Genomic DNA, 20,667 nt, shown 5'->3' with positions numbered 1-20,667 from the left:
TATACGGAAGATGGCATCCGCACTGTGGAATTAGCCTCCTGCCTGCCGGTGGCGGACGGCGGTGACGGCACGGTCGACGCCGCCGTCACCGCCGCGCGCGGCGGCACGGCGGTGGTCGAGGTGGCCGCCGCTGACCGCCCCGGAACCGGTCCTCCGCCGTCTGGCCGGTCGCATCGCCGCGGACCGGCTGGGAGAGTGACGCGCATGGACCTGGTGCTCCGCGCTGCCCGAGTCGTGACCCCGGACGGTGAACGCCGCGCCGACGTCGGCGTCGCCGGCGGTCGGATCGTCGCGGTGGCCGACCACCTGGACGCCGAGCACGTCGTGACGCTCGCGGACGACGAAGTCCTCCTCCCCGGTCTGGTCGACACGCACGTCCACGTGAACGACCCGGGCCGCGGCGACTGGGAGGGCTTCGGCACCGCCACCAGGGCGGCGGCGGCCGGCGGCGTCACCACGATCATCGACATGCCGCTCAACAGCCTGCCGCCGACCACGACCGTGGCCGCCCTGAAGGCCAAGCAGGAGGCGGCACGCGACAACGCGCACGTCGACGTCGGCTTCTGGGGCGGCATCGTGCCGACCAACCTGGACGACCTGGCCGAGCTGCACGCCGCCGGCGTGTTCGGCTTCAAGTGCTTCCTGATCCACTCGGGCGTGGACGAGTTCCCGCACGTCACCGAGGACGAGCTCAGAGCCGCCTTGACCAAGCTCCGGCCACTGGACGCGCTCACGATCGTGCACGCCGAGGACCCGCACGAGGTCACCGAGCCCGGTCCCGGCTACCGCGCGTTCCTCGACTCCCGGCCGCACCGCGCCGAGTCGCACGCCATCACCACCGTGGTCGACCTGGCCAACGAGACCGGGGCCAGGCTGCACGTGCTGCACCTGTCCAGCGGCGAGGCGGTGCGCCAGGTGCGCACGGCCAAGGAACTGGGGCTGCGGCTGACCGCCGAGACGTGCCCGCACTACCTGACGTTCGTCGCGGAGGAGATCGGCGACACCGCGACCGAGTTCAAGTGCTGCCCGCCGATCCGTGACGCGGCCAACCGCGAACAGCTCTGGCGGGCGTTGCGCGCGGACCTGATCGACCTCGTCGTCACCGACCACTCGCCGTGCACCCCGGAGCTGAAGCGCGGCGACTTCGCCACCGCCTGGGGCGGTATCGCGAGCCTGCAACTGGGCCTGTCGGCGGTCTGGACCCAGGCCCGCCAACGCGGGCACGCGCTGACCGACGTGGTCCGCTGGATGGCCACGAAACCGGCCGACCTGGTGGGCCTGGGCACCAAGGGCCGCATCGCGCCGGGCGCGGACGCCGACTTCTGCGTGTTCGCCCCGGACGACGCGTTCGTGGTCGACCGCGCGGCGCTGCACCACCGCAACCCCGTCACGCCCTACCACGGCCGTCCGCTGGCGGGCGTCGTGCGGCAGACGTGGCTGCGCGGCCGACCTGTCGACGACCGGCCGCGCGGCCGGTTGCTGAGCGCCCTCGGCTGAGCCGAGAACCGGACAGAGGAGACGCATGACCCAAGCCCCCGGCTGGACGCGACTGCCCGACCTGGCCTGCCGCTCGGTGGGCGGCGGCGTGGTGTGGGCCAACGACGAGCTGTTCGCCGAACGCGAGAACCTGATCCGCAAGCCCGAGCCGCAGTACCAGACCTCCACGTTCGGGCACAAAGGCCAGGTCTACGACGGCTGGGAGACCCGCCGCCGCCGTGACACCGGCGAGGACCACGCGATCGTCCGCCTCGGCCTGCCCGGCGTGATCAAGGGCGTCGTGGTCGACACCGCGTTCTTCAAGGGCAACTACCCGCCGTTCGCGTCCGTCGAGGCGACCTCCGCCGAGGGCTACCCGGCACCCGACGAGCTGGCCGACTGGGAGACCGTCGTGCCCAGGTCACCGCTCGAAGGCGACCGCAAGCACCACTTCGAGGTGTCCGCCCACCGCCGCTACACGCACGTGCGGCTGACCATCTACCCGGACGGCGGCGTGGCCAGGCTGCGCGTGCACGGCACCCCGGTCGCCGACCCCGACCTGATCCTGCCGGACGCCCTGGACCTGGCCGCCTTGGCGAACGGCGCCTCGGTCACCGCGTGCAGCAACATGTTCTACAGCGACCCGAGCAACCTCATCGCCCCGGGTCAGGCCACCGTCATGGGCGAGGGCTGGGAGACGGCCCGCCGCCGTGACGACGGCAACGACTGGGTCGAGATCGAGCTGGCCGCACCCGGCGTCATCCGGCTCGCCGAACTGGACACCAGCCACTTCAAGGGCAACGCCCCGGGCTGGGCGTCCGTCAAGGGCCGCGACCGGACCGGCGCCGAGTTCGACGTCCTGCCCCGCACCCGCCTCCAACCCGACACCCGCCACCGCTTCCGCATCGACGACAGCCGGGAAGCCACCCACGCCCGCCTCGACATCTACCCGGACGGCGGAATGGCCAGGCTGCGACTGCTCGGCTCCTTGACACCGGACGGTCTGCGCACCATCACCCAGCGCTTCCACGACCTGAGTCAGCCCTTGGGCTGACCACAGGCGCGACTTGGGGGCGGACGGCTACTTCAGCCGCGTTCCACGGCCTGGCTCAACTAACCCCCGAATAACCCCCGAACCAGCACGGCACCCACCCACTCACTCGCCCAAAACGAACCCGCCGCCCGCCCACCGAGCCGGACCCGACCACCGCGCCTGCCCTGGAACCAGCGCGGAACCAGAGACCAGCGCCGGAACTCAGGCCAGCCCTGGCCCGGTCACCCACCGTCGCCACCCGACTCCACGCCATCACCCGACCCGCCCGCCTCGCCCCTGCCCCACCCCACCCTCCGTCACCGGAAATTCCACGCCCACCAGCGCTGTTGGCCGCCGGAAGTACCTGCTTCAACCCCACGAAACGTGCCCGTAACACCAGCCCCCGGACAGTTCACCTCCACGAAACCTGAGGCGCGGCCGCGCGAAACAGGACATCCCGATGCTCCCTGCAACCGAAGCGCAGTGGAGGTCGACGTGGATACAGGGGACACCGCCTGGGTGCTCACCAGTGCCGCACTGGTGCTGTTGATGACGCCGGGACTTGCCTTCTTCTACGGGGGCATGGTCCGGTCGAAGAGTGTGCTCAACATGATGATGATGAGCCTGGGTGCAATCGCCGTGGTCGGTGTGCTCTGGGTGTTGGTCGGCTATTCCATGGCGTTCGGCACCGACGTCGGCGCCGGTCTGCTCGGCAAGCCGTTCGAGTTCTTCGGCCTGGACGGCCTGCTCGGCAAGGAGTCCCTCGCCGGCACCATCCCGTCCACCGTGTTCGTCGCCTTCCAGGCGATGTTCGCCATCATCACGGTGGCGCTGATCTCGGGCGCGATCGCGGACCGCGCCCGCTTCGGGCCGTGGCTGCTGTTCGCCGGCCTGTGGGCGCTGCTGGTGTACTTCCCGGTCGCGCACTGGGTGTTCGACTTCGACGGCAAGGACGCTGACGGCAACGTCGTCGACCCGGGCGGCTGGATCGCGAACCAGCTGGCGGCCATCGACTTCGCCGGTGGCACGGCGGTGCACATCAACGCCGGTGCGGCGGGCCTGGCGCTGGCGATCGTCCTCGGCAAGCGCGTCGGTTGGCCGAAGGACCGGATGAAGCCGCACAGCCTGCCGCTGGTCGTGCTGGGCGCGGGTCTGCTGTGGTTCGGCTGGTTCGGCTTCAACGCGGGCTCGGCCCTCGGCGCCAACGGCACCGCCGGCGTCACGTTCGTCAACACGCTGGTCGCCACGGGCGCCGCGATGCTCGGCTGGCTGCTCGTGGAACGCGTCCGCGACGGCAACGCCACCACCCTCGGCGCCGCGTCCGGCGTCGTCGCGGGCCTGGTCGCGATCACCCCGGCCTGCTCCGCGGTCACCCCGCTCGGCGCCATCGCGATCGGTGCGATCACCGGCGCCCTGTGCGCCCTGGCGGTCAGCCTGAAGTACCGCTTCGGCTTCGACGACTCGCTCGACGTGGTCGGCGTGCACCTGGTCGGCGGCCTCTCCGGCACGATCCTGATCGGCTTCTTCGCCAGCTCCGCCGCCCCGGCGGGCATCGACGGCCTCTTCTACGGTGGCGGCGTGGACCAGCTGTGGCGGCAGGCAGTCGGCGCGATCGCCGTGCTCGCCTACTCCTTCGTCCTCAGCCTGCTCCTGGGCTACCTGGTCAAGCTGACCGTCGGCTTCCGCGCCGACGAGGAGGCCGAGGTCGGTGGCATCGACGAGGCCGAGCACGCGGAGACCGCGTACGAGTTCGGCAGCGGCATCGGCACCCGTGGCGGCAGCAAGCCCAGTGTCGCCGCCGGCGCCACTGCGGTCCTTGAGGGGAGCAACAAGTCATGAAGTTGGTCACCGCGATCATCAAGCCCTTCACCCTCGACGACGTGAAGGCGTCGCTGGAGCAGCTGGGCGTGCTGGGCATGACCGTCAGCGAGGTCCAGGGCTACGGCAGGCAGAAGGGCCACACCGAGGTCTACCGCGGTGCCGAGTACGCCGTGGACTTCGTGCCCAAGCTGCGCATCGAGGTGCTGATCGACGACACCGCCGTGGAGAAGGTCCTCGACGCCGTCGTGGAGGCCGCGCGCACCGGCAAGATCGGCGACGGGAAGGTCTGGGTGACGCCGGTCGACACCGTCATCCGCGTCCGGACCGGGGAGCGCGGCTCGGATGCCCTATAGGGATCCGAAGTAGGAATGGGGGACGGCCGTATGGACAACGACGAGGCGGCCGTCGTCACGGCTGACGACCTGGTGCGAGCACGCGATCGGCTGCTCGCGCCAGGTCGGCGCCGTTTGACGGGGGAGTCGCTGCGCGAGGCGCTGGTGGACCTGCACGAGTTCTGGCTCACCGCGCACGCCTCGCAGGCGGGTGTCGGCGGACCGGGCGGCGGGGTCGCACTGGTCGCCGTGGGGGGTTTGGGCAGGCGAGAGCTGGTGCCCTATTCCGATCTGGACCTGCTCCTGGTGCACAACGGGCACAAGGGCGTGGACGAGATCGCCGAGAAGCTCTGGTACCCGCTGTGGAACTCCGGCATCGGCCTGGACCACTCGGTGCGCACGGTGGGCGAGGCGCTGCGCGTCGCCGCCGGTGACCTGCGCACCGCGTTGGGGCTGCTGGACATCCGTCACATCGCGGGCGACCAGGAGATCAGCCAACGGCTGACCGACAGCGCGCGTCAGGCGTGGCGCTCGGGCGTGCGCACGCGGCTGGACGAGATGTCCGAGTCCGCGTCACGGCGGTGGGCGCGCAGCGGCGAGATCGCGCACCGCGTCGAGCCGGACCTCAAGCACGGCCGCGGCGGGCTGCGCGACGTGACGCTGCTGGACGCGTTGAGCGCGGCGCAGCTGACCGACCGGCCGTCCGCCGAGGTCAACGAGGCGCGCAAGCTGCTGCTGGACGTGCGCACCGAGCTGCGCCGGGTGGCGCGCAAACCGCGGGACGTGCTGCGCGCGCAGGACGGTGACGAGGTCGCCACCGCTCTGGGCCTGCAGGATCGCTTCACGCTGGCCCGCTCGATGTCGTCCGCCGCGCGCACGATCGTCTACGCCGTGGACGTGGCCATGCGCACCGCCCGCGCCGCCGTGCCCAAGCGCGGACTGGGCGTGTTCGCCCGATCCCCGCTCCGGCGCACACCGGCCAGGCGTCCGCTGGACGAGGGCGTCGTGCTGCACGGCTCCGAGGTGGCGCTGGCACGTGACGCCGTGCCCAGCCGCGACCCGGCTCTGCTGCTGCGTGTCGCCACGGCCGCCGCCCGCAGCAAGCACCCCATCGCCGCGGGCACGTTGGCCAAGCTCGCCGACTCGGCGCCCGAGCTGCGCCAGCCGTGGCCCAGGGAGGCCCGGGACGAGCTGCTGGCCCTGCTGGGCAGCGGCACGGGCCTGATCGACGTGGTCGAGGCGCTGGACCGCACCGGCCTGTGGGGCAGGCTCTTCCCCGAGTGGGGCGCGGTGCGCGACCTGCCGCCCCGCGACGCCGCGCACACCTGGACCGTGGACCGCCACCTGGTGCAGGCCACCGCGCACGCGGCCCGCCTGGTGACCAGGGTGTCCCGGCCCGACCTGCTGCTGCTCGGCACCCTGGTGCACGACATCGGCAAGGGCAGGCAGGCCGACCACTCCGAGGTCGGCGCGGCGCTCACCACGCAGATCGCCGAACGGCTCGGCCTGTGGCCGCAGGACGTGGCCACGCTCACCGCGCTGGTGCGCCACCACCTCCTGCTCCCGCACACGGCGACCCGCCGTGACGTGGAGGACGAGGCCACCGTGCGCCGCGTGGTGGACACCCTCGGCGGCGATCCCGTGCTGCTGGAGCTGCTCTACGCGCTGGCCGAGGCCGACGCCGTGGCCACCGGTCCGGGCGTGTGGTCGGACTGGAAGGCCTCGCTGATCAGCGACCTGGTCGCGCGCTGCCGCACGGCGATGGCGGGCGACCCGCTGCCCAAGCCGGAGCCGTTGGACCAGCGCCAGCAGGACCTCGCGCAGGCCGTGCTGGACAGCGGCAAGCCGGACGTGCTGATCGACCCGGGCGACCACGCGGCCACCGTCACCGTGGTCGCGCCCGACCGACCGGGCATGCTCTCCCGCGCCGCCGGGGTGCTCGCGCTCAACTCGCTCGAAGTGCACGCCGCGTCCCTGCGCTCCCACGAGGGCGCGGCCGTGGACGTGTTCACCGTGTCACCCCGGTTCGGCTCGCTGCCGGACGTGACCCTGTTGCGCGAACAGCTCACCAGGGCGCTGGACGGCTCCCTCGCGCTGGCCGACAAGCTCGCCGCGAAGGAACGCGACTACGGCGGCCCGCCGCAGGACCCGCCACCGCCGAAGGTGCTCTGGTTCGACGACGAGTCGACCGGCGCGGTGGTGCTGGAACTGCGCGCGGCGGACCGGATCGGGCTGCTGCACCACGTCGCGGACGCGCTGGAGCAGTCCGGTGTGGACATCGTGTGGGCGCGGGTGTCCACATTGGGCTCCACGGTGGTGGACTCGTTCGCCGTCACCGTGCCGAGGGGTTCGGGCGCGGACGGCATCGACGCGGGCCACCGCCGCCGGATCGAACGGGCCGTGCTCCTGGCCGCCCGCTGAGATCGCCCCGGCGAGGTTGCACCCACCGAGGTTGCGTAGGTCTACGCACAACCGATCGGGGGTGCTCACGCTGCCGGGTGACCCCCGTGCCGGGGGAAGCTTCTCCCGTGGCACGGGGGGACCGCCCGGACCGGGGGGAAGGGGCGGGGGACATCGCCACCGCGTGGTCGGGTGCGGCCTGTCGAGGGGTCGGGCCGCCCCCGATCACGCCGGAACTCGTGGTCGTCCGGAACGTCTCTTTAGTATGGATGCGATGACCGCTGTCGCCGTGAGGCCGCGCTCGCTGGTCGTGCTGGCCGGACTGCCGGGAGCGGGTAAGTCCACGCTGCTCGCCGCCGCCGACACGGACGGCGCGCCCGCCGTCGTGCTGGATTCCGACCAGGTGCGGACCAGGCTCCGCGCCCTCTTCCCCGAGACCCTGCCGTACCGCCTCTACCGCCCGCTGGTGCACTTGGTGCACCGACTCCGGATCGTGTGGTTCGCCGTCACCGCGGACGGCCTGCTGCTGGTCCACGAACCGTCCACCCGTCCGACCACCCGCGCCGGCCTGGTCGCCGTCGGCGTGCTCACCAACCGGCCGCGGCACTTCCTCTGGCTGGACGCGAGCCCGGAGGAGGCGCTGTCCGGCCAGGTGCAGCGGGGCAGGCTGATCCGGTCGCGGTCGTTCTCCCGGCACGTGCGGCGCGCGGCCAGGCTGCGCACCCGGTTCGCCGCGGGCGTGCCGCCGCGCGGCTGGCAGGGCCTGACCCTGCTGACCCGGCGCGACCACCTGCGCCTGTCGGTGACGCCGGGGTGAACGGCTACCCTGAGTACGAGGAACCCACCGACGACGTGCGAGGTCTGGCGGCATCGTGTTCAACACCCTTTCCGACCGGCTCACCTCGGTCCTGCAGAACCTGCGGGGCAAGGGGCGGCTGTCCGAGGCCGACATCGACGCGACCGCGCGCGAGATCCGGGTCGCGCTGCTGGAGGCCGACGTCGCGCTGCCCGTGGTGCGCACGTTCATCGCGAAGGTCAAGGAGCGCGCCAAGGGCGCCGAGGTCAGCCAGGCCCTGAACCCGGCCCAGCAGGTCGTCAAGATCGTCAACGAGGAGCTCGTCGGCATCCTCGGTGGGGAGACCCGCAGGCTCAACCTGGCCAAGAACCCGCCGAGCGTGATCATGCTCGCGGGTCTGCAGGGTGCCGGTAAGACGACCCTGGCGGGCAAGCTCGCCAAGTGGCTCAAGGGCCAGGGCCACACCCCGATCCTGGTGGCGTGCGACCTCCAGCGCCCCAACGCGGTGACCCAGCTGCAGGTGGTCGGCGAGCGGGCGGGCGTGCCGGTGTTCGCGCCCGAGCCCGGCAACGGCGTCGGCGACCCGGTCGACGTGGCCCGCAAGGGCATCGAGGAGGCCAAGCGGGCGCAGCACGACATCGTCGTGGTCGACACCGCGGGCCGCCTCGGCGTGGACGAGGAGATGATGCGCCAGGCCGTCGACATCCGCGCCGCCGTGCAGCCCGACGAGGTGCTGTTCGTGGTCGACGCGATGATCGGCCAGGACGCGGTGAACACCGCGACCGCGTTCTCCGAGGGCGTCGGCTTCACCGGCGTGGTGCTGACCAAGCTCGACGGCGACGCCCGCGGTGGTGCCGCGCTGAGCGTGCGCGAGGTCACCGGCCAGCCCATCCTGTTCGCCTCGAACGGCGAGAAGCTGGAGGACTTCGACGTCTTCCACCCGGACCGGATGGCGAGCCGGATCCTGGGCATGGGCGACATGCTCACCCTCATCGAGCAGGCCGAACAGGCCTTCGACGCCGACCAGGCGGAAGCCGCCGCGGTCAAGATGGGCTCCGGCCAGCTCACGCTGGAGGACTTCCTGGAGCAGATGCTGGCCCTGCGCAAGATGGGCCCCATCGCGAACCTGCTCGGCATGCTGCCCGGCGCGGGCCAGATGAAGGACCAGCTGGCCAACCTGGACGAGAAGCACCTGGACCGGGTGCAGGCGATCATCCGCGGCATGACCCCGGCCGAGCGCGACGACCCGAAGATCATCAACGCGTCCCGCCGGCTGCGCATCGCCAACGGCTCGGGCGTCCGGGTCAGCGATGTGAACGACCTGGTCAACCGGTTCTTCGAAGCCCGCAAGATGATGAGCCAGATGGCCGGTCGCTTCGGCCTGCCGGGCGGCGGCGGCAAGAACAACCGCAAGGGCAAGGGGAAGAAGGGCAAGAAGGGCAAGGGCCGCGGCCCCACGCCGCCGAAGGTGCGCGGCGGGTTCCCCGGCATGCCCGGCATGCTGCCACCCGGGATGCCCGGCATGCCCAACCAGGGCGGCGGCCCCGCGCTGCCGCCGGGGCTCGGCGGCTTCGACCAGCTCCCACCCGGCTTCGACCCGTCGAAGCTGAAGTTCGACAAGTGAGCGGCCTGCACCTGCGGGGCGTGGTCCTCCCCGAGGGCGGCGACCCGCAGGACGTCTGGGTGGTCAACGGGCGGATCCGCACCAAGCCGGTGCCCGGCGCGACCACCGTGAGCAGCGGCGGCTACCTGGTGCCCGGCCTGGTCGACGCGCACTGCCACGTCGGCCTGGGCGCCAAGGGCGCGGTCGACCTGCCCGAGGCGGTCGACCAGGTCCTCGCCGACCGGCGGACCGGCACGCTGCTCATCCGCGACTGCGGCTCGCCGCTGGACACGCGCCCGTTGCAGGAGCGGCTGGACCTGCCCCGGATCATCCGCGCGGGCAGGCACCTGGCCAGGCCCAAGCGGTACATCAAGTACCTGGGCGTCGAGATCGAGGACCCGGCCGACCTGCCGTCCGCGGTGGCCGAGCAGGTCGCCGCCGGTGACGGCTGGGTGAAGCTGGTCGGCGACTGGATCGACCGGGAGACCGGCGACCTCGCCCCGCTGTGGACCGAGGACGTGCTCACCGAGGCGATCAAGGTCGCGCACGAGAACAAGGCCAGGGTCACCGCGCACGTCTTCGGCGAGGAGGCCCTGCCCGCGCTGCTCAACGCGGGCATCGACTGCATCGAGCACGGCACCGGCCTGACCGACGCCACGATCGAGCAGATGGCCCGGAACCGGACCGCGCTCGTGCCGACGTTGATCAACATCGAGAACTTCCCGGCCATCGCGGCGGGCGCGGACAAGTACCCGACCTACCAGGGCCACATGCGCGACCTGTACGCGCGCAACACCGCGACCATCGCCAAGGCGGTCGAAGCGGGCGTGCCGGTGTTCGCGGGCACGGACGCGGGCGGCGGCATCGAGCACGGGCGGATCGTGGACGAGGTCAAGGCCCTCCACGGCGTCGGCCTGAGCACGACCCAGGCCCTGGGCGCCGCCTCCTGGGCCGCCCGCGAGTGGCTCGGCTTCCCGTCGCTCACCGAGGGCGCGGCGGCCGACATCGTGGTCTACGACGCCGACCCGCGTGCCGACCTCGACGCCCTCCGCCACCCGAAGCTGGTCATGCTGCGCGGCCGGATCCACGCCTGACCTGCCCCGCGGTAGGAAATCCGGGCACGTGCCGCGCGACGAGGAGTTCTTCCGCCACCCGTGGTGAGTGCTGCCGCCGTCAGGGTGATCTTGAACGGCCTCGGGCAGCACTCCGCCCCGCCGGACCACTACGTTCGGACGAGTGGAGGAACAGCAGGACCAGGACACCGGCCGGGCGCACTGGGGTTTCCTGGCGTTCTTCACCGGCCTGGGCGGCTACCACCTCGCGATCCTCGCCTTCACCGCCGCGACGGCCGACCGGTTCGCCGAGGTCGACGTCACCGACCCGCCGGTCCTCGGCCCGCTCCTGCTGCTGGTCTTCCTGCCCAACGTCCTGCTCGGCCTCGGTCCCGTCGTCATCTCGTGGTACCGGGGGAACGGGCCGAACTCCGATTTCGGCCTCATCCCCACGCGCCGCGACCTGAAGGTGGGCCTGGCGGCCGGTGGCGCGGCCCTGCTGGCCGCCTGGCTGCTCGGCGCCCTGCTGCTGCGCATCAACCCGGACCGGTCCAGTTCGCTGGACGAGATCGAGGCGCTGTCCGGCGGCCGCACGATCTGGCTGGCCGCGGCGGCGCTGTTCGTCTTCCTCGGCGCGCCGCTGACCGAGGAGCTCCTCACCAGAGGCGCGCTGTGGCAGGCGCTGGCGCACTACAAGATCCCGAGGTTGGTGATCCTGGCCCTCACCGCCGTCGTCTTCGCGTTCCTGCACGAGGAGAGCTGGCGCGTGCTGAGCCTGTTCGCCCAAGGGCTCGCCATCGGTGCGGCCCGCATGATCACCGGCCGGGTGGCCTCCAGCGTGGTGGCGCACGCCACGAACAACCTGCTGCCCGCCGTCTACCTCTACACCGGCTGATTAGGGTGGATGGCTGTGACACGACCGGATGAACCACCGCCAGGCCTGATCGCCAGCGTCCGCGCGGTCGGACGGGGGCCGGAAGTGGTGCAGGCGGGCCAGCGGTGGGGTTTCGGCGCGTTCCTGCTGGTGGAAGCGGTTTTCATTCTCAGTGCGGTGTTCATCACCGCGGCGGCCCGCACGTCGGGCACGGACATCGGGTCCTCGGTGAGCTTCGTGCTGATCGGCTCGATGGTGCCGACGGTGCTGGCCGCGGCGGTCGCCGTGACCATCACCTACGTGCGCGGCAACGGCCCGTTCCAGGACCTCCGGCTGGCCTGGGACTGGGCGGACGTCAAGGTCGGGCTCAAGCTGGGCGTGTTCGGCCTGGTGCTCACCTACGCGGCCGCCGTGGTCTGGTCGAAGGTCGTCGGCGACACGAACGCCACCTCCGCGATCAGCGAGTTGGTGGACGGCGCGGGGCTGCCCCTCGCCGCCGCCGTGGTGATGTTCCTCTACGTGTGCTTCCTCGGCCCGGTGTGCGAGGAGGTCATCTACCGCGGCCTGCTGTGGGGCGCGATCGAGCGGCAGCGGTGGAGCCGGTGGGCGGCGTTCGTGCTCACCACGCTGATCTTCGCGGCCAGCCACCTGGAACCGCTGCGGACGTCGTTGCTCATCGTCATCGCGGTGCCCATCGGCATCGCCCGCCTCATCACCCGCAGGCTCACCGCGAGCGTGGTGGCGCACGTCATCAACAACTTCCTGCCCGGCCTGACCCTCCTGCTCGTCTCGATCGGGGTGATGCCCGCGTGACCGTCCGCGCGATGGACCTCAACAGCGACCTCGGCGAGGGCTTCGGCATCTGGCGCCTGGGTGACGACGAAGCCCTGCTCGGCATCGTGACCAGTGCGAACGTGGCCTGCGGCTTCCACGCGGGCGACCCGTCGACCATGCGCCGGGTGTGCCGGCAGGCCGCCGCCGCCGGCGTGGCGGTCGGCGCCCAGGTCTCCTACCGCGACCTCGCGGGCTTCGGCCGCCGGTTCATCGACGCGGACCCGGCCGAGCTGGCCGACGAGGTGCTGTACCAGATCGGCGCGCTGGACGCGTGCGCCAGAGCGGCCGGGACCTCGGTGGAGTACGTGAAGCCGCACGGCGCGCTCTACAACGCCACCGTCCACCACGACCGCCAGGCGCAGGCCGTGGTGGACGGCGTGAAGGCGTTCGGCGACCTGCCCGTCCTCGGGCTGCCCGGCTCACGCCTGCTGCACCACGCCGAACGGGCGGGCCTGCGCGGTGTCCGGGAGGCGTTCGCCGACCGCGCGTACACCCCGGACGCCACCCTCGTGCCGCGCACCCAGCCCGACGCCGTCCTGACCAGCACGGACGCCGTCCTCGCCCAAGTGCTCCGGCTCGCCGAACGCGGTGAGCTGGTCGCCGCGGACGGCACGGTGATCAAGGTGGAGGTCGACTCCATCTGCCTGCACGGCGACACCCCGGGCGCGGTCGAGCACGCGACGAAGGTCCGTGCGGCGTTGGAGGACGCGGGTGTCCCCGTGGCCCGATTCGTGGTCCGCTAGACCCGTCTGGCAGAATGGTTGGTTGTTCGCCGAGGTCGGTCCCTCTCACCGTGCCATGGCGCCCCAGACACCTGGGCTTTCACCACCCGTGCCCCACTCGGGTGAGGACTGCCCGCACCTGAGCACACGAGAGCACGAGGAGCACCCACACCCGTGGCCGTCAAGATCAAGCTTCAGCGGCTTGGCAAGATCCGTCAGCCGTACTACCGGATCGTCGTCGCCGATGCCCGCACCCGCCGCAACGGCAAGGCCATCGAGACGATCGGCAAGTACCACCCGAAGGAAGAGCCGTCGTTCATCGCGGTGGACAGCGACCGCGCGCAGTACTGGCTGGGTGTCGGCGCGCAGCCGACCGAGTCGGTCCAGCGCCTGCTGGAGATCACCGGTGACTGGCAGAAGTTCAAGGGCCTCCCGGGCGCCGAGGGCACGCTGAAGGTCAAGGAGCCGAAGACGAGCAAGGCGGAGCTGTTCGCCGCCGCGCTGGCTGCCGCCGGTGACGCCCCGACCACCGAGGCGACCACCCCGAAGAAGAAGTCGGCCAAGAAGGACGACGCCAAGAAGGCTGACGCCGAGGCCGCTCCCGAGGCTGCCAAGGACGAGGCGTGAGCTTGTTGGCTGACGCCCTCGAACACCTCGTTCGGGGCATCGTCGACCACCCGGACGACGTCCGGGTGAACCTGGTCACGACCCGGCGCGGTCGCACGCTCGAGGTTCACGTCCACCCGGACGACCTCGGCAAGGTGATCGGCCGCAGCGGTCGCACCGCGACCGCCCTGCGCACCGTGATGGCAGGCATCGGTGGTCGTGGCGTGCGCGTCGACGTGGTCGACACCGACCGCTGAACGCGCACATGGACGTCGTCGTCGGCCGAGTGGCCAAGGCGCACGGGATCAGCGGCGAGTTGGCCGTCGACGTGCGCACCGACTCACCCGATACCCGGTTCGCGCTGGGCTCGGTGCTGACCGCCAAGCTGCGCGACGGCACGTCCCGCAACCTCACCGTCGCAGCCGCCCGGAGCCACTCCGGGCGGCTGCTGGTGCGTTTCGAGGAAGTGCTGACGCGTGACGTCGCCGAGACGCTGCGGGGCACGTTGCTGCTCGGCAGCACCGAGGACCTGCCGCCGACCGGCGACCCGGACGAGTTCTACGACCACGAGCTCGAAGGGCTGACCGCCGAACTGGCGGACGGCACGCGGGTCGGCACCGTGCTGGAGATCGTGCACGGTCCGGGCGGTGAGCTGCTGGTGGTCAAGCGCGACAACGGCGACGAGACCCTGGTGCCGTTCGTGCGCGAGATCGTGCCCACGGTGGACATCGCGGGCAAGCGCGTCGTGCTGGACCCTCCCGAGGGCCTGCTCGATGCGGATTGACGTCGTCACGATCTTCCCGGAGTACCTGGACCCGCTGCGCGCCGCCCTGCTGGGCAAGGCGATCGACAAGGGCCTGATCAGCGTCGGCGTGCACGACCTGCGCGACTGGACGCACGACGTGCACAAGGCCGTGGACGACAGCCCGTACGGCGGTGGTCCCGGCATGGTGATGAAGCCCCAGGTGTGGGGTGAGGCGCTGGACGTGGTGTGCACCCCGGCCACCCGCCTGATCGTGCCCACGCCCGCCGGTCGGCCGTTCACCCAGCGGATGGCGCACGACCTGGCCGCCGAGGAGCACCTGGTGTTCGCCTGCGGCCGGTACGAGGGCATCGACCAGCGGGTGGTCGACGACGCGTCCCGCCGGATGCGCGTGGACGAGGTCTCCATCGGCGACTACGTGCTGGTCGGCGGTGAGGTGGCGGTCCTGGTGGTGGTCGAGGCCGTCGTCCGCCTGCTGCCCGGCGTGCTGGGCAACCCGAAGTCGGCCGCCGAGGACTCGTTCTCGGACGGCCTGCTGGAAGGCCCCAGCTACACCCGGCCCGAGGTGTGGCGCGAACTGGCCGTGCCGGAGGTGCTGCGCTCGGGCAACCACAAGGCGATCGACCGGTGGCGGCGCGACCAGTCGCTGCGCCGCACCCGCGAACGCCGCCCCGAACTGCTCGACGCCCTGCCCGAGGGCGCGCTCGACAAGCACGACCGCAAGCTGCTGGAGGCGCTCGACCAGGAGCGGTAGCCAGGGCCGATTTCGTCCCGCCGCCCCTCGTCTGGCACACTGGACAGGTTGCTGCACCCGGTTCTACTCATCCGGCGTGCGCTAGGCCCGCCCCCGCGCGTGTGTGACTTGAGTTCGGCCGCGCCCTGGGGGAGTACGCAATACACGTGAGGACGAGGACGGACCACCGATGAACACCCTGGACGCTCTTGACGCCCAGTCGCTGCGCTCCGACATCCCCAGCTTCCGGCCGGGCGACACGCTGAAGGTCCACGTCCGCGTCATCGAGGGCTCCCGCGAGCGGGTCCAGGTGTTCCAGGGCGTCGTGATCCGCCGGCAGAACGGCGGCATCCGCGAGACCTTCACCGTCCGCAAGGTCTCGTTCGGTGTCGGCGTCGAGCGCACCTTCCCGGTGCACTCCCCGAACATCGCCGAGATCGAGGTCGCCTCCCGCGGCGATGTCCGCCGGGCGAAGCTGTACTACCTCCGCGACCTGCGCGGCAAGGCCGCCAAGATCAAGGAGAAGCGCGACGCCAAGCCGGCCTCCTGACGCCGGACACACGCGGAACCAGTAGCCTGCCCACGTGGCAGATCCCGTGCACCGCTCCGCTGACGAAGACGGTCAGGATCCCGCGGCCGAGTCCACTCCGGACTCGGCTGCGGGCGGCAAGTCGAAGAAGGACAAGAAGAAGCCCCCGCTCTGGCGCGAGCTGCTCGTGCTCGGTGCGACGGCCTTGGTCCTCACCATCCTGATCCAGACGTTCCTCGCCCGGGTGTACGTGATCCCGTCGCAGTCGATGGAGGAGACCCTCCACGGCTGTCCCGGCTGCAACAACGACCGGGTGCTGGTCGACAAGCTGGTCTACGACTTCACCGAGATCGAACCGGGTGAGGTCGTGGTCTTCCGCGGCCCCGAGACGTGGGGCAACAACGACTTCACGTCGAACCGCTCGGACAACCCGATCGTGGCGGGCATCCAGTCGATCGCCTCGCTGGTCGGGCTCGCGCCGCCGGACGAGCGCGACTTCGTGAAGCGGGTCATCGCGGTCGGCGGGCAGACCGTCGAGTGCTGCGACGACCAGCACCGCGTGAAGGTCGACGGCAAGCCGCTGGACGAGCCGTACATCTACTGGCAGCCCGGCACGTCACCGGAGAACCACGACCCGTTCGAGCCGGTCAAGGTCCCCGAGGGCCACCTCTGGGTGATGGGTGACAACCGCACGAACTCCACCGACTCCCGCAAGCAGGGCGGTGGCGGCGTGGCGGGCACCGTGCCGGAGGACAACGTCATCGGCAAGGCGCGGGTCATCGTGCTGCCGCCGTCGCGCTGGCAGGGCATCGGCGACCACAACCCGCAGTCCCTCGCGCTGGGCGCGCCCGCGTGGCAGGGCGCCATCCCGGCGGGTGCCGGCCTGGCCGCGGCGTGGCCGGTGGTGTTCTTCGGCCGGAAGCTCCGCAAGCGGTTGACCAGGGCCTCACAGCCCTGATCGGTACGCTGACCGGGTGGTAGACGTCGCATCGTCGCGCGGGTCCTCCGACGAGGGGGACCCGGGGCACGAGGAGAAGGTCGAGCAGTGGCGTGCCCGTGCGCGCAAGAAGGCCAAGCGCAAGGGCTCGTTCTGGAAAGAGCTGCCGATCCTGATCGGTGTCGCGGTGGTGCTCGCCGTGTTGATCCAGTCGTTCCTGGCGAAGGTCTACATGATCCCGTCCGAGTCGATGGAGCAGACGCTGCACGGCTGCTCCGACGGCTGCTTCGGCGACCGGGTGCTGGTCGACAAGCTGACCTACGACTTCAGCGAGCCCGAGCCCGGTGACGTGGTCGTCTTCCACGGCCCCGAGACCTGGATCAACCAGGACTTCGTGACGGCCGAGCCGACGAACCCGGTGGTCAGGGCGCTGCAGGGGCTCGGGTCGCTGATGGGGTTCCCCGCGCCGAACGAAGAGGACTTCGTCAAGCGGGTCATCGCGGTCGGCGGGCAGACCGTGCAGTGCTGCGACGACCGCAACCGGGTCGTGGTCGACGGCGAGCCGCTCGACGAGCCGTACGTGTACTGGGCGCCGGGCCGCAGCACCGTGCAGGAGTCGTTCGCCGAGCTGAAGATCCCCGAGGGTTACCTGTTCGTGCTGGGTGACAACCGCAACGACTCGTGCGACTCGCGGTGCCAGGGCGACGGCCGCGAGGGCGGTCTCGTGCCGGTGGACAACGTGGTGGGCAAGGCACGGGCGATCGTGCTGCCGCCGGCCCGCTGGCAGGGTGTCGGCGACCACAACCCGCAGGTCGTGGCGATCGGCGCCCCCGCGTGGCAGGACGCGCTGCCGGCCGGTGTCGGCCTCGCGGCGGCGTGGCCCGTGCTGCTGCTGGGCAGGCGGGTGAGGTCGCGGTTCCGGGGTTCGCGGCTGAGATAGGGTCGAGGGGTGATCCGCAAGCCGCCTCGCGTCCAGGTTCGGCAGACCGCGGGCATCTGGGCCTTCGAAGCCGCGTTGGACCGGCGCGGGTTCGGCCCCGTGGCCGGCGTGGACGAAGCCGGTCGGGGTGCCTGCGCCGGACCGCTGGTGGTGGCGTCGTGCGTGCTCAAGCCGGGTGACGCGGCGAAGCTCGACGGGCTCACCGACTCGAAGCTGCTCACCTCCGCCGCGCGGGACCGGATGTACGACCTGGTGCTCAAGCGCGCGTTGGACTACGCGGTGATCGTGATCCCGAACGTCGAGGTGGACCTGATCGGCGTGCACGTGGCCAACATCGAGGGCATGCGGCGTGCGGTCGCCCAACTGGGTGCACATCCGGGGTACGTCCTGACGGACGGCTTCCCGGTGCCGGGGCTCACGGCGCCGAACATGCCGGTGGTCAAGGGCGACCGGGTGGCCGCGTGCGTCGCGGCGGCGTCCGTGCTGGCCAAGGTCACCCGGGACCGGATCATGACCGGCCTGCACGAGGAGCTCCCCGTCTACGGGTTCGACGTGCACAAGGGCTACAGCACCCCCGAGCACGCGGCGGCGCTGGCGGAGCACGGCCCGAGTGCGCAACACCGCTGGTCGTATGCGAACGTGGCCGCTGCGGCGCGACGGCACGGACTGGAACCGCCGCACCGTGTGGCGCGCGACGTGGTCGCCACCACCGTGGTCCAGAATGGGTCAACCCCGCAGACCAGCGGCGGCAGGCTCGCGACGAGGAGGGGCGCGGATTCGATGATTACCCGCGCGGAGGCGTAATGAGTGCAGAGGATCTCGAGAAGTACGAGACCGAGATGGAGTTGTCGCTGTACAAGGAGTACCGCGACATCGTCAGCCAGTTCTCGTTCGTCGTGGAGACCGAGCGGCGGTTCTACCTGGCCAACTCGGTGGACGTGCAGGTCCGCAACGCGGACGGCGAGGTCTACTTCGAGGTGCGGATGTCGGACGCGTGGGTGTGGGACATGTACCGCCCCGCCCGGTTCGTGAAGAACGTCCGTGTGATCACCTTCAAGGACGTCAACGTCGAGGAGTTGGACAAACCCGACCTCAGGTTGCCCGAGGACGGCCCGTTCAACTCCTGATACCCGCTTCAGTCGCAGGGGCCTGCCCGACCGGGCAGGCCCCTTTGCGTCTTTCCCGCCCTCCTCGCGGGTGGCCGCCCATACCACGCGATACCGACAATTCCACCGGCTCTGTCCACAGCCCCTGAAGTTGTCCACAGTCGGCGAACTCCCCATCGCCACCCCTCCACCGCCCCGGCAAGGTCGAGACCAAGACCGATTCCGGAGGGGTGGGGGACATGAACACGGCGACCGACTTGGGCAGGCGCGGCGAGGACGCGGCGTGCCGGTACCTGGAGCACGAGGGCCTGTCGATCCTGGCCCGCAACTGGCGGTGCGACGACGGCGAGCTGGACGTCGTGGCCACCGATGGCACGCGACTGGTGGTGGTCGAGGTGAAGTGCCGTTCGGGCACCACCAGGGGTACGCCGCTGGAGGCCGTGACGCCGGACAAGCTCGAGCGGGTCCGGAAGTCGGCGCTGCGCTGGCTGAGCGCGCACCGGATCGGCCGGGTGGAGATCCGGTTCGACGTGATCGCGATCGAGTGGCCGCCCGAGGGCCAGGTCCGCCTGCACCACCTGCGAGGTGTGTGATGGCGCTCGCGCGCACGTGGTCGGTGGCGTTGTTCGGCGTGGACGGCGTCCCGGTGGAGATCGAGGCGGACGTCGGGGTGGGAACGGTGCGGACCCAGCTCCTGGGCCTGCCGGACGCCGCCTTGCACGAGTCGAAGGACCGCGTGAAGGCGGCCGTGCGCAACAGCGGGCACAACTGGCCGTCCCAACGGGTGACGCTGGGCCTGTCCCCGGCCACGCTGCCGAAGAACGGCTCCGGCTACGACCTGGCCATCGCCTGCGTCGTCCTGGCCGCCGCGAAAGCGATCCCGGGCGACCGCCTGTCCGACACCGTCCTGCTGGGCGAGCTGGCCCTGGACGGCCGCGTCCGCGCCGTCCGCGGTGTCCTGCCCGCGCTGCTGGCCGCGAGGCGGGCGGGCCTCGCCCAGGCCGTCGTGCCGACCTCCACGCTCGCGGAAGCGGCCCTGGTCGAAGGCCTGACCGTGCACGGCGCGACCACCCTGACGCAGGTACTGGCCTGGCTGACCGGCGAGGGAACGCTGTCACCCGCCGGCCCACCTGCGACGACTCCGCCCGCAGACGGTCCGGACCTGGCGGATGTGATCGGCCAACCGGAAGCGAGGTGGGCCCTCGAAGTGGCGGCTGCGGGCGGTCACCACCTCCTGCTGACCGGCCCGCCAGGCACCGGCAAGACCATGCTGGCGCAGCGGCTGTCCGGCCTCCTCCCGCCGCTGTCGATGGAGGAAGCGCTGGGCGTCACGGCCGTGCACTCGATCGCCGGCCTCCTCAGCTCCGACGCGCCGCTGGTCACGACACCCCCGTTCGTCTCCGTGCACCACTCGACGTCCACCGCGGCCCTGATCGGCGGAGGCGCCGGCTTGGCCAAGCCCGGTGCCCTGAGCCGGGCCCATCGCGGGGTGCTGTTCCTGGACGAGGCGCGCGAGTTCGGGGTGGGCAAGTTGGAGGCCTTGCGCACGGCCCTCGAGGAAGGAGAGGTGCGCATCGCCCGGCGTGACGGCATCACCCGCTATCCCGCTCGGTTCCAGCTCGTGATGGCCACGAATCCGTGCCCGTGCGCCCCGCCGAAGGACATCGACTGCATCTGCCTGCCCGCGGCCAGGCGGCGGTACGAGGCCAAACTCTCCGGTCCGTTGCTCGACCGGGTCGACCTCAGGGTGCCGATGCGTCCGCTGACCGCGATGAATCGCGAGTTCGTGGCCGAGCCCGAACCGACCGCGACCGTGCGCGAACGTGTGCGGAAGGCCAGGACGAGAGCGGCGGAACGGTGGGCCGAGTACGGCTGGTCCACCAACGCGGAAGTCCCTGGCGCGGACCTGAGGAGGGAGTTCGCCCTTCCTCGGGAGACCACTTCGAGCGTGGACCGCGCACTTGCCACCGGTGCGCTGACGGGCCGAGGGGCCGACAGGTGCCTGCGAGTCGCCTGGACCCTCGCCGACCTGGCCGAAGACGACCGACCCACCGCGGACCACGTGGCGGCCGCCCTGGAATTCCGAGAGCGCAGGAAGGCATGAACAGGC

At 71.4% G+C, this 20,667-nt stretch carries 22 protein-coding genes; all 22 read left to right on the top strand.

From position 1 onward, the window contains the following. Nucleotides 1-204: 204 nt before the first annotated feature. The 22 genes from allB (at nucleotide 205) to B0I31_RS01980 (ending at nucleotide 20,661) form a co-directional block, all read left to right on the top strand. A complete protein-coding gene (gene allB, locus B0I31_RS02085) occupies nucleotides 205-1,497 on the top strand; it encodes an allantoinase AllB (protein ID WP_106613556.1) in 1,293 nt (430 codons plus the stop codon). A 25-nt stretch (nucleotides 1,498-1,522) separates the two neighbouring features. Continuing rightward, nucleotides 1,523-2,530, top strand: coding sequence for an allantoicase (alc, locus tag B0I31_RS02080; protein WP_106613555.1), 1,008 nt, complete (start codon nucleotides 1,523-1,525; stop codon nucleotides 2,528-2,530). A 474-nt stretch (nucleotides 2,531-3,004) separates the two neighbouring features. After that, on the top strand, nucleotides 3,005-4,348 hold the full coding sequence (locus B0I31_RS02075) for an ammonium transporter (RefSeq protein WP_106613992.1): 1,344 nt from the start codon (nucleotides 3,005-3,007) through the stop codon (nucleotides 4,346-4,348). After that, complete coding sequence (locus B0I31_RS02070; RefSeq protein WP_073896567.1) at nucleotides 4,345-4,683, top strand: P-II family nitrogen regulator; 339 nt, start codon at nucleotides 4,345-4,347, stop codon at nucleotides 4,681-4,683. The genes B0I31_RS02075 and B0I31_RS02070 overlap by 4 nt, the downstream gene beginning before the upstream one ends. Nucleotides 4,684-4,713: 30 nt before the next feature. Continuing rightward, nucleotides 4,714-7,083, top strand: a complete 2,370-nt coding sequence (locus B0I31_RS02065) for a [protein-PII] uridylyltransferase (RefSeq protein WP_106613554.1) — start codon at nucleotides 4,714-4,716, stop codon at nucleotides 7,081-7,083. 253 nt (nucleotides 7,084-7,336) lie between these two features. Continuing rightward, a complete protein-coding gene (locus B0I31_RS02060; protein WP_245949594.1) occupies nucleotides 7,337-7,879 on the top strand; it encodes an AAA family ATPase in 543 nt (180 codons plus the stop codon). 55 nt (nucleotides 7,880-7,934) lie between these two features. Beyond that, the gene (ffh, locus tag B0I31_RS02055) at nucleotides 7,935-9,482 is read left to right on the top strand and encodes a signal recognition particle protein (RefSeq protein WP_106613552.1); all 1,548 of its coding nucleotides are present in this window, start codon (nucleotides 7,935-7,937) and stop codon (nucleotides 9,480-9,482) included. Further along, a complete protein-coding gene (locus B0I31_RS02050; RefSeq protein WP_181319947.1) occupies nucleotides 9,479-10,555 on the top strand; it encodes an amidohydrolase family protein in 1,077 nt (358 codons plus the stop codon). Before ffh ends, B0I31_RS02050 begins: the two co-directional genes overlap by 4 nt. Before the next feature lie 142 nt (nucleotides 10,556-10,697). Continuing rightward, nucleotides 10,698-11,408 carry a CPBP family intramembrane glutamic endopeptidase gene (locus B0I31_RS02045; RefSeq protein ID WP_106613551.1) on the top strand — a complete coding sequence of 237 codons (711 nt, stop codon included), beginning with the start codon at nucleotides 10,698-10,700 and terminating at the stop codon, nucleotides 11,406-11,408. A gap of 9 nt (nucleotides 11,409-11,417) precedes the next feature. After that, on the top strand, nucleotides 11,418-12,200 hold the full coding sequence (locus tag B0I31_RS02040; RefSeq protein ID WP_106613550.1) for a CPBP family intramembrane glutamic endopeptidase: 783 nt from the start codon (nucleotides 11,418-11,420) through the stop codon (nucleotides 12,198-12,200). Between the two features lie 11 nt (nucleotides 12,201-12,211). Continuing rightward, entirely contained in the window at nucleotides 12,212-12,964 is a 753-nt protein-coding gene (locus tag B0I31_RS02035; RefSeq protein ID WP_106613990.1) for a LamB/YcsF family protein, read from the top strand. 153 nt (nucleotides 12,965-13,117) lie between these two features. Next, complete coding sequence (rpsP, locus tag B0I31_RS02030) at nucleotides 13,118-13,570, top strand: 30S ribosomal protein S16 (RefSeq protein ID WP_106613549.1); 453 nt, start codon at nucleotides 13,118-13,120, stop codon at nucleotides 13,568-13,570. Next, entirely contained in the window at nucleotides 13,567-13,806 is a 240-nt protein-coding gene (locus tag B0I31_RS02025; protein WP_015104447.1) for an RNA-binding protein, read from the top strand. Before rpsP ends, B0I31_RS02025 begins: the two co-directional genes overlap by 4 nt. A gap of 8 nt (nucleotides 13,807-13,814) precedes the next feature. Further along, complete coding sequence (gene rimM, locus B0I31_RS02020) at nucleotides 13,815-14,333, top strand: ribosome maturation factor RimM (RefSeq protein WP_106613548.1); 519 nt, start codon at nucleotides 13,815-13,817, stop codon at nucleotides 14,331-14,333. Then, entirely contained in the window at nucleotides 14,323-15,066 is a 744-nt protein-coding gene (trmD, locus tag B0I31_RS02015; protein ID WP_106613547.1) for a tRNA (guanosine(37)-N1)-methyltransferase TrmD, read from the top strand. Before rimM ends, trmD begins: the two co-directional genes overlap by 11 nt. 169 nt (nucleotides 15,067-15,235) lie before the next feature. Next, nucleotides 15,236-15,595 carry a 50S ribosomal protein L19 gene (rplS, locus tag B0I31_RS02010; RefSeq protein ID WP_053720493.1) on the top strand — a complete coding sequence of 120 codons (360 nt, stop codon included), beginning with the start codon at nucleotides 15,236-15,238 and terminating at the stop codon, nucleotides 15,593-15,595. A gap of 34 nt (nucleotides 15,596-15,629) precedes the next feature. Then, entirely contained in the window at nucleotides 15,630-16,532 is a 903-nt protein-coding gene (gene lepB, locus B0I31_RS02005; RefSeq protein ID WP_106613546.1) for a signal peptidase I, read from the top strand. A 16-nt stretch (nucleotides 16,533-16,548) separates the two neighbouring features. Beyond that, nucleotides 16,549-17,451: a signal peptidase I gene (gene lepB / locus B0I31_RS02000; RefSeq protein WP_106613545.1), complete on the top strand. Its 903-nt coding sequence runs from the start codon at nucleotides 16,549-16,551 to the stop codon at nucleotides 17,449-17,451. 9 nt (nucleotides 17,452-17,460) lie between these two features. Beyond that, a complete protein-coding gene (locus B0I31_RS01995; protein WP_106613544.1) occupies nucleotides 17,461-18,255 on the top strand; it encodes a ribonuclease HII in 795 nt (264 codons plus the stop codon). Further along, nucleotides 18,255-18,578, top strand: coding sequence for a DUF2469 domain-containing protein (locus tag B0I31_RS01990; protein WP_015104440.1), 324 nt, complete (start codon nucleotides 18,255-18,257; stop codon nucleotides 18,576-18,578). The genes B0I31_RS01995 and B0I31_RS01990 overlap by 1 nt, the downstream gene beginning before the upstream one ends. Before the next feature lie 218 nt (nucleotides 18,579-18,796). After that, nucleotides 18,797-19,150, top strand: coding sequence for a YraN family protein (locus B0I31_RS01985; protein ID WP_106613543.1), 354 nt, complete (start codon nucleotides 18,797-18,799; stop codon nucleotides 19,148-19,150). Then, nucleotides 19,150-20,661, top strand: a complete 1,512-nt coding sequence (locus tag B0I31_RS01980) for a YifB family Mg chelatase-like AAA ATPase (RefSeq protein ID WP_106613542.1) — start codon at nucleotides 19,150-19,152, stop codon at nucleotides 20,659-20,661. The genes B0I31_RS01985 and B0I31_RS01980 overlap by 1 nt, the downstream gene beginning before the upstream one ends. Nucleotides 20,662-20,667 lie beyond the last annotated feature (6 nt).

Source organism: Saccharothrix carnea (assembly GCF_003014735.1).
GTDB classification, from domain to species: Bacteria; Actinomycetota; Actinomycetes; order Mycobacteriales; family Pseudonocardiaceae; genus Actinosynnema; species Actinosynnema carneum.
This window is presented reverse-complemented; position numbering and strand designations above follow the sequence as displayed.

What these genes read in the sequence shown, in the direction of transcription:
- allB (WP_106613556.1), top strand. Translation starts at nt 205, where the DNA reads ATGGACCTGGTGCTCCGCGCTGCCCGAGTCGTGACCCCGGACGGTGAA.
- alc (WP_106613555.1), top strand. Translation starts at nt 1,523, where the DNA reads ATGACCCAAGCCCCCGGCTGGACGCGACTGCCCGACCTGGCCTGCCGC.
- B0I31_RS02070 (WP_073896567.1), top strand. Translation starts at nt 4,345, where the DNA reads ATGAAGTTGGTCACCGCGATCATCAAGCCCTTCACCCTCGACGACGTG.
- B0I31_RS02065 (WP_106613554.1), top strand. Translation starts at nt 4,714, where the DNA reads ATGGACAACGACGAGGCGGCCGTCGTCACGGCTGACGACCTGGTGCGA.
- B0I31_RS02060 (WP_245949594.1), top strand. Translation starts at nt 7,337, where the DNA reads ATGACCGCTGTCGCCGTGAGGCCGCGCTCGCTGGTCGTGCTGGCCGGA.
- B0I31_RS02040 (WP_106613550.1), top strand. Translation starts at nt 11,418, where the DNA reads ATGGCTGTGACACGACCGGATGAACCACCGCCAGGCCTGATCGCCAGC.
- B0I31_RS02035 (WP_106613990.1), top strand. Translation starts at nt 12,212, where the DNA reads ATGGACCTCAACAGCGACCTCGGCGAGGGCTTCGGCATCTGGCGCCTG.
- rimM (WP_106613548.1), top strand. Translation starts at nt 13,815, where the DNA reads ATGGACGTCGTCGTCGGCCGAGTGGCCAAGGCGCACGGGATCAGCGGC.
- trmD (WP_106613547.1), top strand. Translation starts at nt 14,323, where the DNA reads ATGCGGATTGACGTCGTCACGATCTTCCCGGAGTACCTGGACCCGCTG.
- rplS (WP_053720493.1), top strand. Translation starts at nt 15,236, where the DNA reads ATGAACACCCTGGACGCTCTTGACGCCCAGTCGCTGCGCTCCGACATC.
- B0I31_RS01990 (WP_015104440.1), top strand. Translation starts at nt 18,255, where the DNA reads ATGAGTGCAGAGGATCTCGAGAAGTACGAGACCGAGATGGAGTTGTCG.
- B0I31_RS01985 (WP_106613543.1), top strand. Translation starts at nt 18,797, where the DNA reads ATGAACACGGCGACCGACTTGGGCAGGCGCGGCGAGGACGCGGCGTGC.
- B0I31_RS01980 (WP_106613542.1), top strand. Translation starts at nt 19,150, where the DNA reads ATGGCGCTCGCGCGCACGTGGTCGGTGGCGTTGTTCGGCGTGGACGGC.